The organism is Jatrophihabitans sp. sgz311053 (assembly GCF_056135305.1).
This window is the reverse complement of sequence record NZ_JBWAXP010000003.1, coordinates 585,510-600,071: the sequence shown is the minus strand read 5'-3', so window position 1 is coordinate 600,071 and position 14,562 is coordinate 585,510. Positions and strand designations below refer to the sequence as shown.

Sequence of the window (14,562 nt, the reverse complement as noted above, 5' to 3'; positions counted from 1 at the left end):
GCTCAGCCCGTGCCCTCGTAGGTGTACTCGCCGTTGTCCTTGTTCTGGATGGTGACGGTGAACTTCTTGCCGCCGCCTGCCGTGCACTGGAACGTGGCGTCGTCGCGCGTCATCTCGAAGTCCTTGCCGCCGTTGCAGGAGACGTCCTCCGAGCCGGTCTGCCGGGCGATGGTGTCCTCGACGGCGGTGTGCGACAGGCTCTTGTCCCGGCCGATGAGCAGTACCGCCACCACCACGGCCGCCGCGATGACGACCACGGCCGCGCCGAGCGAGATCCAGAGCCCCTTGCGCGACTTGGCCGGCGCCGGAGCGGCGTAGGGGGAGCCGTACTGGCCCTGCCCGTACTGGCCCTGCCCGTACTGGCCCTGCCCGTACTGGGCTGCGCCGTACTGACTGCCCCCGTACTGGCCACCCCCGTACTGGCCACTGCCGTACTGCTGTCCGCCGCCGTACTGGTCGCCGCCCGGCTGGCCAGAGCCGTACTGACCGCTGCCGTATTGACCACTGCCGTATTGGCCACTGCCGTACTGCTCTCCGCCGCCGTACTGATTGCCGCCGTACTGCTGTCCGCCGTACTGGCCGCTGCCGTACTGTCCGGCGCTCGGCTGGCCGCTGGCGTACGGGTCGGCACCCGGCTGCGAGCTGCCGTACTGGCCGTACTGACCGCCCCCGTAGTGGTTGCTCCCCTGGTACCCGCCGTACTGGCTGTCGCCGTACTGGTTGCCAGCGGAACCGCTGCCGTACGGGGCGTCCTGCTGCCCGTGGCCGGGGGTGCCGAAGGTCTGCGTGGACTGCGAGGTCTGCGCGCCGTAGCTCTGGCCGCCCCCACCCGCGGGCGGCTCGTAGGCCGACGTGGGCTGATGCGCGTCCTGCTGCTGCGGGTTGCCGGAGGCTACGCCAGGGGCCGCGTCGGGACCTGGCTGCGGGGAGGGGCGGTCGTCGCTCCGGGCCGCGTCACCGGGCCGGTTGATGTCTGCCGAGCCGGGGCTGCTCCAGGTGGCGTCGCCGTCGTGGCGTCCACCGCTCTGCTCACTCATCGTCGCCTGCACCTCACGTGTCGTCGCTGCCGGACCACGCTATCGCTTCCACCCGTCTGGCGGATTCGGGAGTGCTGATCCCGCTGAGCGGGACCGGCGCTCCCGGATCGGGGTCAAGGCTGCATGCTCTGGGCCACCACACCGTGCCGGACCGCGGCGGCGGCCTGCCGCGCCGTGGTCGCCACCCCGCTACCGCCGGACGCCGGGGCGGAGGCGAGCTGGTCGAGCAGGTCGAGAAGCTGCTTGCACCAGCGGATGAAGTCCCCCGCCGACAGCTCGTTGCCGCGCTGCGAGGCGGCCTCCAGCACCTTCTCCAGCCGCTCGTGCCGGGCCCAGCGGTACACCGCCCAGACGAAGCCCTGCTCCGGGCGGCGGCTGGCCGGAAGCTGCCGTGACCCCTCATCGTCGGCCAGCTCGCCCCAGAGTCGTTCGGTGGCCGCGAGGGCATCGCGGATCGCCGGGGTCGGCAGCTTGTCGACGAGCAGCTCGTCGCGCCGCGGTTCGTAGACCAGGGTCGAGACGACGGCGGCGAACTCCGCGGCGTCCAGACCCCGCCAGGCGCCGTGGCGCAGGCACTCGGCGGCGAGCAGGTCGGACTCCGACCAGATCCGCGCAAGCTGCCGCCCGGCCGGCGTGGCGTTCTCGCCGACGAGGTAGCCGCGCTCGGTGAGGAGCTCGGCGATGCGGTCGAAGCTGCGTCCCAGCGACCCGGTCCGGCCCTCGATACGCTGCCGCAGCCCTTCGTTGTCCCGGACGAGACGGCTGTAGCGCTCGCCCCACCGGGCATGCTGCTCGCGATCGGTGCACTGGTGACAGGGGTGGGCCCGCAGCGCGCGCCGCAGCCGCAGCACCTCGGCGTCCTCGTCGGTACTGGAACCGCCCCGTCGCGGCCGGCGACCCTCCGGCGGCGGGATGTCCAGCGCCCGGATGCTGGAGGCGAGATCCTGGCGCTCCCGCGGCGAACGGGGGTTCACGTGCTTGGGCACCCGCACCGAGCCGAGGACGTCCACGGCCTCGGGGAAGTCGACCAGCGAGAGCCGTCCCGACCAGCGCGCCTCGGTGACCACCAGGGGTCGGGGGTCGTCCCGCGGCTGCACGCCGGGGTCCAGGACCACCGCGAGCCCCGAGCGCTTGCCGCGCGGTACTCGGATCACGTCGCCGCGCCGCAGCGTCTCGAGCGAGGCCGCGACGGCACCCCGACGCTGCGCGGCGCCCTCGCGCGCGAGCAGCGCCTCGCGGTCCGACAGCGCACGCCGCAGCTCGGCGTACTCGGCGAAGTCACCGAGATGGCACTGCATCTGCCGGGCGTAGTCGCGGGCGGTCTCGTCGTTGCGGCGGATCTGCGCGACGAGTCCGGCGACGCCGCGGTCGGCTTGGAACTGGGCGAAGGAGGCCTCCAGCAACCCTCGCGCCTCGGAGCGTCCCATCTGGTCGACGAGGTTGACGGCCATGTTGTAGGACGGACGGAACGACGAGCGCAGCGGATAGGTGCGGTTCGAGGCAAGACCGGCAACCCGCTGCGGGTCGACCTCGGGCGACCACAGCACGACGGCGTGACCCTCGATGTCGATGCCGCGGCGTCCGGCCCGTCCGGTGAGCTGGGTGTACTCCCCCGGCGTGATGTCGGCGTGCGTCTCGCCGTTGTACTTGTTCAGCCGCTCCAGCACGACGGTGCGCGCGGGCATGTTGATGCCCAGCGCCAGGGTCTCGGTCGCGAAGACCGCCCGCACCAGGCCCCGGACGAAGAGCTCCTCGACGGTGGCCTTGAACGCCGGGATGAGCCCGGCATGGTGGGCCGCGACACCGCGGCGCAGCGCGTCGCGCCACTCCCAGAACCCGAGGACGTCGAGATCCTCCGGCGGTACCGAGTCGGTGAGCTGGTCGACGACCTCGTCGATCTCGTGGCGCTCGGCCTCGTTCGTCAGCCACATCCCGGCGGCGACGCACTGTTTGGCGGCGGCGTCGCAGCCGGCGCGGCTGAAGATGAACGTGATCGCCGGCAGCAGCCCCTCGCGGTCGAGCCGCGCGATCACCGACGGCCGGTCCGGCGGGTGCCAGCCACGCGGCCGGTGTCCGCCGCGCCCGGGCCGACCCCGGTTCGGCAGCGGGTCCAGGTAACGGGTGCGGTCGGCGACATGGCGCAGCAGGCCAGGGTCTAGCGTCGTGCCGTCGCCGCCGAAGAGGTCGAACATCCGCGGTCCCACCAGCACGTGCTGCCACAGCGGGACGGGACGCTCCTCGTGGACGATCACCCTCGTCTCGCCGCGGACCGTGACGAGCCACTCGCCGAACTCCTCGGCGTTGGAGACCGTGGCCGACAGCGACACCAGCCGCACCGCCGCCGGGAGGTGGATGATCACCTCCTCCCACACCGCGCCGCGGAAGCGATCCCCCAGATAGTGGACCTCGTCCATCACGACGTAGCCGAGGCCGGCGAGGGCGTCGCTGCCGACGTAGAGCATGTTGCGCAGGACCTCGGTGGTCATGACGACCACGGGAGCGCCGGCGTTGATCGCGTTGTCGCCGGTCAGCAGCCCGACCTGCGACTGGCCGTACCGGTCGACGAGGTCGTGGTACTTCTGGTTGGAGAGCGCCTTGATCGGGGCGGTGTAAAAGCACTTCTGCCCGGCGGCGAGGGCCAGGTGAACCGCGAACTCACCGACGATCGTCTTACCCGCGCCGGTGGGGGCGCAGACCAGCACCGAGTGGCCGTCCTCCAGCGCCTCGCACGACTCGGCCTGGAACGGGTCGAGCTCGAAGGGATACCCCATCCGGAAGTCCGCGAGCACGGGACGGCTGCGCCGACGCCGAGACGCGGCGTACCGCTCGCTCGGCGATGCCATGACTCCAGCGTAGGCATGGGGTGGGCATCGGCCGGCCGGGCCACGCCGGAACCGGCTCCGACCCGTCCCTCCCCCGCGGGCGCGTGGCGGGTCAGGTGATGTCGGACCAGGCGTCCCGGCGGGCGCCCGGCGCGGCGCGACCCTCCGGTGCCCGGTCCAGGGCGGCCGGGAACGGGTCGATGACGGAGGGGACGTCGTCGTCGGGGTGCTCGGCGGCGCGCTCGGCCGCCTCCAGGGCCTTGCGCTCGGCCTTGCGCTTGTCGTGGACGTGCGCGACGAGTACGGCGATCTCGAAGAGGATCACCATCGGGATCGCCATCGCGCACATCGTGAACGGGTCGGGCGTCGGGGTCGCCACGCCGGCGAAGAGGAAGATCAGGAAGATCGCGGGTCGCTGCGACTTCTTCAGCAGCTTCGCCGGCAGGGCACCGGCGAAGTTGGCCATGACCAGGATCAGCGGCAGCTCGAAGGCGGCGCCGAACATGACCAGCATCAGCGTCACGAAGCCGATGTAGTCGGTGACCGTCAGCTGCGCCGCCGTCCCGTCGCCGGCGGCCTCGAGCAGCAGCTTCAGCCCCTTGCCGAGGACGATGTAGGCCAGCGACATGCCGGCGGCAAAGAGGAGCGTCGACAGCGCGATGAACCACAGCGTGTACTTCCGCTCGTTCTTGCGCAGGCCCGGCGTGACGAAGGCCCAGATCTGGTACAGCCACAGCGGGCCGGTGAGCACCGCACCGGTGATGACCGAAACCTTCAAGCGGGTGGTGAGACCGTCGAGCGCGCCGAGGTAGATGAGGGTGCACTGGCCGTCGCTGTTGGTGTACCGATACTGCTTCGGCACCCCGCAGTACGGGTCCTTGAGGATGTCCAGCACCGTCGGGTACAGGAACCAGCCGACGACGCCGCCGACGGCGACGATGACGAGGATCGCGACGATGCGGCGGCGCAGCTCGCGCAGGTGGTCCATGACCGACATGCGGCCGTCGGGTGTCTTGGGCGGCCGGGGTTTCTTCACCTTCTTGCGCCGGGTGGTCGCGGCATCCTTGCCGCCGCGCGACGCCGTGGACCGGGCCATCACCGACTCGGCGCGGCCGCGGCGAGCCGGGTCTGGACCTCGGCGAGCTGCTCGTGCAGGGCAGCCAGGTCCCCGTTGAGCGCCGTCAGCTCGGCCAGGTCACGCTGCAGGCGCTTGGCCTTCCAGCTGACCTCGTAGGCGCAGTAGCCCAGGACGACGAACGCCACGACGGCGGCAGCGGCCCAGGCGACGATCGGGATCCAGCCCATGGGCAGCACTGTACTTCGCGCCGATGACGATCTCCGGTGGCGGCTCGGCTCGCCGCTCAGGTGTACGCGGCCAGCGCGCGGGCGGCGTTGTCGCGGACGTCGTCGGCCAGCCAGCGCGGCTCGAGCACCTCCACCTGTCCGGCCGAGCCCAGCACGAGGGCGCGGACCCACGCCGGGTCGGCCACCCGCAGCGCCACCACCAGCGACTCACCGTCCTCGGTGACCGACTCGGTCGGGTAGTAGTCGCCGACCCATGCATAGGCCGGGCCGAGGCGCAGGTCCACCAGCAGATGCTCCGACGCCGGCTGGAAGACGCCCTCGGCGAGGTCGCGCAGCTCGATGTCGTCGGGCACCTGCGCCGGCTCGTCCAGCAGCCGCGCGTCGTCGATGCGGTCGGCGCGGAACATCCGCATCCCCTCCGCCTGCCGGCACCAGGCGTCGAGGTAGGTGTGGCCGTCGGCGGTGATGACCCGGACCGGGTCGACGACACGCTCGCTGGTCTCGTCGCGGGTGGCGCTGTAGTACCGCAGCCACAGCGCCCGGCCGCTGGCGACCGCGCGCTGCAACAGCGGGACGAAGCGCTCGTCCTCGTCGAGTTCGACGGCGACGGTCTCGTCCGGCACCGCACCGCCGGCCGCGGACTCGACCTTGGCCAGCGCACGCTGCACCGCGTCGGTGTCGGCCAGGCCGGGGGTCTCGGCCAGCGTCCGCAGCGCGACGACCAGGGCCAGCGCCTCCTCCGTCGTCAGCCGCAGCGGACGGGACATGCCGGCGTCGAAGATCACCGACACCGACTCGCCCTCGAAGGAGAGGTCGATCAGCTCGCCGGGGCCGTGACCGGGCAGGCCGCACATCCACAGCAGCGTGAGGTCCTTGCGCAGCTGCTTGTCGTCCACGCCGAAGTCGGCGGCGGCCTGCTCGACGCTGATGCCCGGCCGCGCCTGCAGGTACGGGACCAGGGCCAGCAGCCGGGGCAGCCGCTCCTCGTTGCTCGTCGCCGCCATCACCGCACCCCCGCCGCCGCGCGCAACCGGCTCACGACGGCCTCGACGAGCTCCGGCGGTTCGAGGACCCGGGCGCTCGACCCGGCCGCGGCGAGGACGCGGGCGAGCCAGCTGACCTCGGTGAAGCTGATCATGAGCACCTCGGCGCCGTCGGGACCTCGCTCCACGGCATCGTCGGCGATCCGGCGCAGCTGGCCGGCTCCCGGCCCGGCGACCCGAACCCGGGCGGTGCGGGTGTCCTCCGGGGAGCGGCCGGCGACGAGGCCGAGGAGGTCGACCTGCTCCGGCCGGACGAAGGCGTCACCGGCACCGACGGTCCGGACCTTCCCGACGATCCGGGAGAGCCGGAAGCTGCGGGGCTCGCCACGGTCGCGGTCGAAGCCGGCCACGTACCACCGTCGCCGCCACGACAGCACCCCCCACGGTTCCAGGGTGCGCTGCACCGGCTCGTGGTCGGCCGGCTTCTGGTACTCGAAGCGGACGACGGTCGCGGTGCGCGACGCCTCGAGCAGCGGCGGCAGACTCGGATCGCTGGCGTCCAGCTGCGGGACCGCACCGGGGGTGTCAGCCTCGCTGACGTCGGTGCCGGCGGCGCGAAGCTTGATCAGCGCCTGCCGCGCCGGCTCCCCCAGCGTCGCCGACTGCCAGAGCCGGGCGGCCAGACCGACGGCGGCGGCCTCGTCCGCGTCGAACTCGATCTCGGGCAGCTCGTAGTCACCGCGACGGATGCGATAGCCGTCCTCGGTGTCGAAACCGGAGTTACGGCCGGTCTCGAGCGGGATGCCGAGCTCGCGCAGCTCGGCCTTGTCCCGCTCGAACATGCGCTTGAAGGCCTCGTCGGTCGCCTTCGAGCCGTCGGCGGACTCGTAGCCGGGGACGGCGTGCCTGATGCGCTCGGCGCCGAGGAACTGGCGGGTGGCGAGCAGGCAGATCACCAGGTTGACGAGTCGTTCCGCACGGCGAGCTGCCATGTCCTCGAAACTAAGGCCTGCGGTTGCTCGCCGCCGTCGCGACACCCCCGCTGCCATACCGGCAATTCTGCCGGACGCGTCGATCCCGTCGTCACATCGAGGCGATGAGCTTCTCCACGCGCTCGTCCACGCTGCGGAACGGGTCCTTGCAGAGGACGGTCCGCTGCGCCTGGTCGTTCAGCTTGAGGTGCACCCAGTCCACGGTGAAGTCCCGGCGCCGCTCCTGAGCACGCTTGATGAAGTCGCCGCGCAGCTTGGCGCGGGTGGTCTGCGGCGGCACCGACTTCGCCTCGAAGATCGACAGGTCGGAGACGACCCGCTCGACTGCACCCTTGTTCTGCAGCAGGTAGTAGAGACCGCGGGTGCGGGAGATGTCGTGGTAGGCCAGATCCAGCTGCGCGACGCGGGGCGAGCTCAGCGGCAGGTCGTGCTTGGCCCGGTAGCGCTCGATGAGCTGGTACTTCGTCGCCCAGTCGATCTCGCGGTCGATGAGCGAGAGATTCTGCGACTCGATGGCGTCCAAGGTCCGGCCCCAGAGTTCCAGCACCCGCTTGGACGACTCGTCGCCGGCGGCGTCGGCGTCACCGTGCCGCGCGACGAAGTCGACAGCACGCGAGTAGTACTCGCGCTGGATCTGCAGCGCCGAGGCGCCGCGTCCGGCGGCGAGCCGGACCGGACGGGTGCCGGTGAGGTCGTGGCTGATCTCGCGGATCGCCCGGATCGGGTTCTCCAGCATCAGGTCCGGGAACTGCACCCCGTGCTCGATCATCCGCAGCACCAGATCGGCGGAGCCGACCTTGAGGAAGGTCGTCGACTCGTTCATGTTCGAGTCGCCGACGATCACGTGCAGCCGGCGGTAGCGCTCGGCGTCGGCGTGCGGCTCGTCGCGGGTGTTGATGATCGGCCGGCTGCGGGTCGTCGCCGACGAGACGCCCTCCCAGATGTGCTCGGCGCGCTGGCTGACGCAGAAGACCGCGCCCCGCGGTGTCTGCAGCACCTTTCCGGCCCCGCAGATCAGCTGTCGCGTCACCAGGAAGGGGATCAGCACGTCGGCCAGCCGACTGAACTCGCCGTGGCGGCCGACCAGGTAGTTCTCGTGGCAGCCGTAACTGTTGCCGGCGGAGTCGGTGTTGTTCTTAAAGAGGTAGATGTCGCCGGCGATGCCCTCGTCGTGCAGCCGCTTCTCGGCGTCGACGACCAGCCCCTCCAGGATCCGCTCGCCGGCCTTGTCGTGCGCGACGAGGCTGCTCAGCGAGTCGCACTCCGCGGTGGCGTACTCGGGGTGGCTGCCGACGTCCAGGTACAGCCGTGAGCCGTTCTTGAGGAAGACGTTGGACGAGCGCCCCCAGGACACCACCCGCCGGAACAGGTAACGCGCCACCTCGTCCGGGGAGAGTCGGCGCTGACCGTGGAACGTGCAGGTCACGCCGTACTCGTTCTCGATGCCCATGATCCGCCGCTGCACGAACCCAGCCTATCCGCGTCGCGGGCTCCGCGCCGGTACTTCGCCGAGCCGGCGTGAACCGTCCGTGAGGGCGGATTTGTTCGTTCTGGACACTTTTGCGCGGCCCGGGTGAGGGTGACCGGACATCCGCTGCACCCAGCCCGCAAAGGAGCGGCACCATGACGAGCACCCCCGACCGTCCCTCCCCCGCCACCGGCCAGGTTCCCCGCCGTCATCTCCTCGGCGCCGCCGCCGGAGCCTCGGCTCTCGGCGCCGCCGCCGCCGTGGGACTGCCGGCCCTGGTCGGGTCAGCACAGGCGGCGCCACCCACCCGGCCAGAGCCGCCGTCGGGATCCGGCGGCCGCAGCCGGCTCGACCCGCCGCTGCCGGCCGACGAGCGCACGCCCGGCCACGGCCGTCTGGACCGGGCCGGCGAGCGGCGGATCGACGCGCTGCTTCGTCGCATGACACTCGCCGAGAAGCTCGGCCAGCTGCAGCTGGTCAACACCGCGGAACTGGCCAGGACCGGGCTCGCGGGCGCCGGACCTGTCGGCGGCCTCTTCAGCGTGACCGACTCCGCGGTGCTGGACGAACTGCAGCACCAGGCGGTCACCAAGACCCGGCTCGGCATCCCCTTGATCTTCGGGCTGGACGTCATCCACGGCTATGTCACCAACTTCCCCATCCCCCTCGGCACCGCCAGCAGCTGGGACCCCGAGGTGGCGCGCACCGATGCGCGCATCTCCGCCGCCGAGGCCCGCGCCTCCGGCCAGCACTGGACCTACGCGCCGATGATGGACGTGACCCACGAGCCGCGCTGGGGGCGCATCGCCGAGGGCAACGGCGAGGATCCGTATCTCACCGCACAGTTCGCGGTGGCGAAGGTCGAGGGCTACCAGGGGGACGACTACAGCGCCCCGGATCGGCTCGCGGCCTGCATGAAGCACTACGTCGCCTACGGCGGCACCGAGGGCGGCCGGGACTACAACACCGTCGACGTCTCGCGGCAGCGGCTGCACAACCTGTACCTGCCGCCGTTCCTGGCCTCGGTACGCGCCGGCGTGGCGACCGCGATGGCGTCCTTCAACACCATCTCCGGCGTACCGGCCCACGGCAACGCCTACGCCCTGCGCGAGGTGCTCAAGGATCGCTACGACTTCGACGGCTTCGTGGTCAGCGACTACACCGGCATCCAGGAACTCATCAACCACGGTCTCGCCGGCGGCGGGGCCGACGCCGCGGCGGCCGGACTGACGGCCGGGGTGGACATGGAGATGGTCTCCACCAACTACGTCGACTACGGCAAGGCGCTGCTCGCCGCCGGCCGGGTGACGCAGCGCCAGCTCGACGACGCGGTCCGCCGGCTGCTGCGGATCAAGCTCCGGCTGGGCCTCTTCGAGCGGCCGTACACGGACCCGAAGCGGGCCGTCACCACCATCAGCGGTGCGCACGCCAGGGCCGCTCGCACGGCTGCCAGCCGCTCGATGGTGCTGCTGCGCAACGCCGACGACACCCTGCCCTTCGGAGCCTCGGTGAAGCGCATCGCCCTCATAGGCCCGCTGGGGCGGGCGACGACGGACCTCAACGGCACCTGGGCCGGGCTCGGCCCCGTGACGCCCCCGGTGACGATCGAGCAGGGGCTGCAGGCGGCCGGCAAGACGGTCAGCTACACCAAGGGCTGCGACGTCACCGGGGACGACACCTCCGGCCTCGCCGCCGCTGTCGCCGCCGCCAGGGCCGCCGATGCGGTCGTCCTCGCCGTCGGCGAGACCGCGGAGATGAGCGGCGAGGCCGCCGCCCGCAGCGACATCGGCCTGCCCGGCGTGCAGTCGCAGCTGGTCGCCGCGGTGGCGGCGGTGGCGCCGAAGACGGCCGTGGTGCTGATCAACGGCCGACCGCTCACCATCGGCGATGTGCTGGCCGTGGCCCCGGCCGTCCTCGAGGCCTGGGCACCGGGCTCGCAGGGCGGCAATGCCATCGCCGACGTCCTCACCGGGGCGGTCAACCCCGGCGGCAAGCTGCCGGTGTCGTTCCCTCGCGCGGTGGGTCAGGTGCCGATCTACTACAACCACGAGAACACCGGACGCCCCGCCGATCCGGACAACAAGTACACCTCCAAGTACCTGGACCTGCCGAGCGGACCCCAGCTGGAGTTCGGCTTCGGGCTGTCGTACACGACCTTCGCGGTCTCGGGGCTGCGACTCAGCTCCCACCGGCTGTCCCGGCGGGACGGGAAGATCACCGTCAGCGCCACCGTGCGCAACACCGGCTCGCGAGCCGGCGACGAGGTCGTCCAGCTCTACCTCCGCGACCCGGTCGCCTCGATCGTGCAGCCGGTACGGCGGCTCCGCGGCTTCGAGCGGGTGACGCTGCAGCCGGGCGAGTCGCGGACGGTCCGGTTCACGCTGACCCCGAGCGATGTCGGGTTCTACGACGCCGACGCCCGCTTCGTCGTCGAGACCGGGACGATCGAGATCCACGTCGGCACCAGCTCGGACGACACGCCGCTCACCGACGAGATCAAGGTCGTCTGATCGAGCCCTCGCGCATCGCTTTACAAACTGATGCCTCGTGTCTAACGTCTGGATGCATCGAACGTCGATGTCAACCAACGGAGGTTGCGGTGCGCGAGGGATCTCTCTCCGGAAGTCTTGACCAGGTGTCGGTGGCACGACCGGACTGGCGCGACGGCAAGCGCTACCTGTGGCTGCTCGGCACCGTGGTGCCGCTGTGGCTGTTCCTGGGCTGGGGCCTGGTGAACCTCACCGGTCTGAGCGTCTTCTGGTGGACCGGCGCGATCGTGTTGTACGTCCTCATCCCACTGCTGGATCTCGCCATCGGCGACGACCCCACCAACGCCCCCGAGGAGGCACTGGCCTGGCTGGAGCAGGACAGGTACTACCGCTGGGTGACGTACCTCTTCCTGCCGTGCCAGTTCGTCGCCTTCTTCGCCGCTTTCTGGCTGATGACGCGCCACGGCGGGCTGCCGGTGATCGACAAGATCGGCATCATGGTCTCGCTCGGAATGCTCAACGGCGTCGCCATCAACACCGCCCACGAGCTCGGCCACAAGCGCGAGCACCTGGAGCGCTGGTTCGCCCGCATCGCGCTCGCGCCCTGCGGCTACGGCCACTTCTTCATCGAGCACAACCGCGGCCACCACGTCCGGGTCGCCACCGCCGACGACCCCGCCTCCAGCCGTCTCGGCGAGTCGTTCTGGGGGTTCTGGCCGCGCACTGTCGCCGGCAGCGTCGTCAACGGCTGGCGGTTAGAGAAGGTGCGGCTGCGCCGCATGGGCAAGCGGACCTGGACGCTGCGCAACGACGTCCTCAACGCCTGGGCGATGACGGTCGTGCTGTGGGGCGTGACGATCGCGCTCTTCGGCATCGGCGTCCTGCCCTACCTGCTCGGGCAGGCGGTGCTGGCCTTCAGCCTGCTCGAGGCGGTCAACTACCTGGAGCACTACGGCCTGCTGCGGCAGACCACCGAGCGCGGCCGTCCCGAACGGGTCACCCCGCGGCACAGCTGGAACTCCAACCACCTGACGACGAACCTGTTCCTGTACCACTTGCAGCGACACAGCGACCATCACGCCAACCCGACCCGGCGCTACCAGTCGCTGCGCCACTTCGACGAGTCGCCGCAGCTGCCGGCGGGCTACGCGGCGATGATCCTGCTCGCCTACGTCCCGCCGCTGTGGCGCCGCGTCATGGACAAGCGGGTGCTGGCCCACTACGGCGGCGACATCACGCTGGCCAACATCCACCCGCCCAAGCGCGACGAGATCCTGGCGAAGTACGGGGCGGGCGCGGCACCGTCCTCGCTCGCGGCGTAACCGCCGAATGGCACTCTGGACCCATGGCCAGCTACACGTGTGAGGTCTGCGGCTACGTCTACGACGAGTCCCGCGGCGAGCCCCGTGAGGGATTCCCGGCGGGCACGGCGTGGGACGACGTCCCCGACGACTGGACCTGCCCTGACTGCGGAGTCCGGGAGAAGGTCGACTTCGTCCCGGCCGCGGCCCCGGCGTGAGCGCCCGGCAGCCGTACGCCACGGCGGCCCGTGCGCTGCTGCGCGAGACGATCGTCGGCGCCGTGGACGAGCTGACCCGCACCCGCGGCTGGGCCGCCACCACCATGGCCGACGTCGCCAAGGCGGCCGGCGTCAGCCGGCAGACGCTCTACAACGAGTTCGGCTCACGGCCGGCGCTGGTCGAGGCCTACGTCGCCCACGAGATCGACGTGATCATGGACGAGGTCGGCAAGGCCGTCCGGCTTCACGACGACGACGCGCACCTGGCGCTGCGCAGCGCCTTCGAGCTCTTCCTGAAGCTCGCCTCGGACGAACCCATCGTCCAGATCGTGGTCGCCGACGCCGAGACCGACTCACTGCACCGGCTGCTGACCAGCATCGGGCAGCAGCTGGCCTCCGAACGCGTCGCCACCCTCATCGTGGAGATCTGGCCGCAGGTGGGTGAGGCCGACGCCCGGTTGGTGGCGACCTCGCTGGTCAGGCTTGCGATCAGTCACGCGCTGGTCCCGGACCCGGACGCCGACGCCGACCCCGGCGTGGTCGCCTCGGGGGTGGGACGCATGCTCGCCCCGTTCGTCGACCAGATCCTCGGCCGGGACGGCTGAACCGGCTCAGGGGTTCAGCTGCAGGACGGGGCTGCCGTCGGCGAGCGTGATCTGGACGGCCGAGATGTCGGCCCGCGGCACCTCGGTACCGCCGGTGAACTCGGTGGGCTCCTCGCCGAGGGTCCAGCCGCCGGCGTCGAAGCGCTGGTGGTCCCGGTCGATGACGACCAGCTTGTAGGCGGTGCCGCGCTTCAGGCTCTCGGTGTAGCGGCACTGCAGCCTGATCTCGGTGCCCCAGCGCCGTGCGACCAGGGTGGCCGAGGCCGAGACCGGCACCGATCGCACCGGGGTGAAGGCGCGCGCCGTCCCCGCCTCGGGGGCCGTCCCGCCCGTGGTGTCCGAGCCCGGCCAGACCGCGACGAGCACCGCCGCGGCGCAGGCCGCCGCAGCCACCGCGACACCACCGAAAAGCAGGCCCCGCCGCCGGCGCTCCCGGCCGGCGCGGCGCAGCAGTCCGGGAAGCAGCGTCTCCGGCAGCACCGTCTCGGGCAGCACCATCTCGGGCAGCACCGTCTCGGGGGAATCCTCGTCGAGGCCGGCACCCGGTTCGGCTGCGGCGTCGCCGAGCAGCGCCAGCGTGCCCCGCGCCTCGGCGACCCGGTCGCGGCAGGCGTGGCAGTCCAGCAGGTGCTCCTCGAAGGCACGCCGCTCGTCGGTTTCGAGGGCGTCGAGGACGTAGGCGACGTCGTCGTGCAGGAACGGGTCGGGGCGTGGTCCGCTTGCGCTCATCGCACCTCCCCCAGCTCGTCGAGGGCCAGACGGAGCGCCCGCAGCGCGTAGTGCGTCCGGGACTTGATCGTGCCCGGTGGGACGCCCAACGACGCAGCCGCCTGGGCGACGCTGGAACCTTGGAAGTAGCACTCGTGCAGCACAGCACGATGCTCGGGCGAGAGCGTCCGCAGCGCGGTCATGAGCACATGACGGTCGACGGTGTGGTCGGAGGCGTCCGGGACGGGCTGCTCGGGCAGCTCGTCGGTGAGCCGCTCGTGGCGGCTGCGCGCGGTGCGCCACTCGTCGATGACGATGCGGCGGGCCACGGTGAAGAGCCAGCCGCGGGGCGAGCCCGCATCCCGGCTGAGCACCGTGGGGTTGCGCCAGGCCCGCAGCAGCGTCTCCTGCACGATGTCCTGCGCCCGCGCCCGGTCACCGTTGACCAGGCCCATCGTGTAGCTCCAGAGCGCCGGGGCGTGCTCGTCGTGCAGCGCCCGGAGCAGGCTGGCGTCGGTGTCGCCGCCCCGTGTCGTCGCCGCCATGCCGTCCAGTGTCTCGTGCGGACGCGGGTCGGCCAACGCCGTAGCCACGCCGGATCCGCCCACGTCCATCCATACGTGTCGGCTGTGCG

Annotated in this window: 13 protein-coding genes; 4 read left to right on the top strand and 9 right to left on the bottom strand. The window is 71.5% G+C overall.

What is annotated here, in order from left to right:
- Positions 1-2 precede the first annotated feature (2 nt).
- From AC0NZQ_RS20850 to pafA, 7 genes are all read right to left on the bottom strand, one after another.
- Positions 3-1,037 carry a hypothetical protein gene (locus AC0NZQ_RS20850; protein ID WP_474532001.1) on the bottom strand — a complete coding sequence of 345 codons (1,035 nt, stop codon included), beginning with the start codon at positions 1,035-1,037 and terminating at the stop codon, positions 3-5.
- A 113-nt stretch (positions 1,038-1,150) separates the two neighbouring features.
- A complete protein-coding gene (locus tag AC0NZQ_RS20845) occupies positions 1,151-3,880 on the bottom strand; it encodes a DEAD/DEAH box helicase (protein WP_474532000.1) in 2,730 nt (909 codons plus the stop codon).
- A 91-nt stretch (positions 3,881-3,971) separates the two neighbouring features.
- Positions 3,972-4,955: a twin-arginine translocase subunit TatC gene (gene tatC, locus AC0NZQ_RS20840; RefSeq protein WP_474531999.1), complete on the bottom strand. Its 984-nt coding sequence runs from the start codon at positions 4,953-4,955 to the stop codon at positions 3,972-3,974.
- Complete coding sequence (locus tag AC0NZQ_RS20835) at positions 4,955-5,164, bottom strand: hypothetical protein (protein ID WP_474531998.1); 210 nt, start codon at positions 5,162-5,164, stop codon at positions 4,955-4,957. The genes tatC and AC0NZQ_RS20835 overlap by 1 nt, the downstream gene beginning before the upstream one ends.
- A gap of 56 nt (positions 5,165-5,220) precedes the next feature.
- Complete coding sequence (locus tag AC0NZQ_RS20830; protein WP_474531996.1) at positions 5,221-6,168, bottom strand: helix-turn-helix transcriptional regulator; 948 nt, start codon at positions 6,166-6,168, stop codon at positions 5,221-5,223.
- Positions 6,168-7,139 carry a helix-turn-helix transcriptional regulator gene (locus AC0NZQ_RS20825; protein ID WP_474531995.1) on the bottom strand — a complete coding sequence of 324 codons (972 nt, stop codon included), beginning with the start codon at positions 7,137-7,139 and terminating at the stop codon, positions 6,168-6,170. The genes AC0NZQ_RS20830 and AC0NZQ_RS20825 overlap by 1 nt, the downstream gene beginning before the upstream one ends.
- Before the next feature lie 91 nt (positions 7,140-7,230).
- A complete protein-coding gene (gene pafA / locus AC0NZQ_RS20820; RefSeq protein ID WP_474531994.1) occupies positions 7,231-8,604 on the bottom strand; it encodes a Pup--protein ligase in 1,374 nt (457 codons plus the stop codon).
- 158 nt (positions 8,605-8,762) lie between these two features.
- On the opposite strand from pafA, the gene AC0NZQ_RS20815 reads away from it, so the two are divergent.
- From AC0NZQ_RS20815 to AC0NZQ_RS20800, 4 genes are all read left to right on the top strand, one after another.
- Entirely contained in the window at positions 8,763-11,117 is a 2,355-nt protein-coding gene (locus tag AC0NZQ_RS20815; RefSeq protein WP_474531993.1) for a glycoside hydrolase family 3 N-terminal domain-containing protein, read from the top strand.
- 89 nt (positions 11,118-11,206) lie between these two features.
- Positions 11,207-12,418, top strand: a complete 1,212-nt coding sequence (locus AC0NZQ_RS20810; protein WP_474531991.1) for an alkane 1-monooxygenase — start codon at positions 11,207-11,209, stop codon at positions 12,416-12,418.
- A gap of 23 nt (positions 12,419-12,441) precedes the next feature.
- Positions 12,442-12,615 carry a rubredoxin gene (locus AC0NZQ_RS20805; RefSeq protein ID WP_474531990.1) on the top strand — a complete coding sequence of 58 codons (174 nt, stop codon included), beginning with the start codon at positions 12,442-12,444 and terminating at the stop codon, positions 12,613-12,615.
- A complete protein-coding gene (locus tag AC0NZQ_RS20800; protein WP_474531989.1) occupies positions 12,612-13,220 on the top strand; it encodes a TetR/AcrR family transcriptional regulator in 609 nt (202 codons plus the stop codon). Before AC0NZQ_RS20805 ends, AC0NZQ_RS20800 begins: the two co-directional genes overlap by 4 nt.
- Before the next feature lie 6 nt (positions 13,221-13,226).
- Here AC0NZQ_RS20800 and AC0NZQ_RS20795 read toward each other — a convergent pair whose 3' ends face one another.
- Both AC0NZQ_RS20795 and AC0NZQ_RS20790 read right to left on the bottom strand, forming a co-directional pair.
- Positions 13,227-13,949, bottom strand: coding sequence for a zf-HC2 domain-containing protein (locus tag AC0NZQ_RS20795; RefSeq protein WP_474531988.1), 723 nt, complete (start codon positions 13,947-13,949; stop codon positions 13,227-13,229).
- Positions 13,946-14,473 (bottom strand): sigma-70 family RNA polymerase sigma factor, encoded by a 528-nt coding sequence (locus tag AC0NZQ_RS20790; RefSeq protein WP_474532052.1) that lies wholly within the window; start codon positions 14,471-14,473, stop codon positions 13,946-13,948. Before AC0NZQ_RS20790 ends, AC0NZQ_RS20795 begins: the two co-directional genes overlap by 4 nt.
- Positions 14,474-14,562 lie beyond the last annotated feature (89 nt).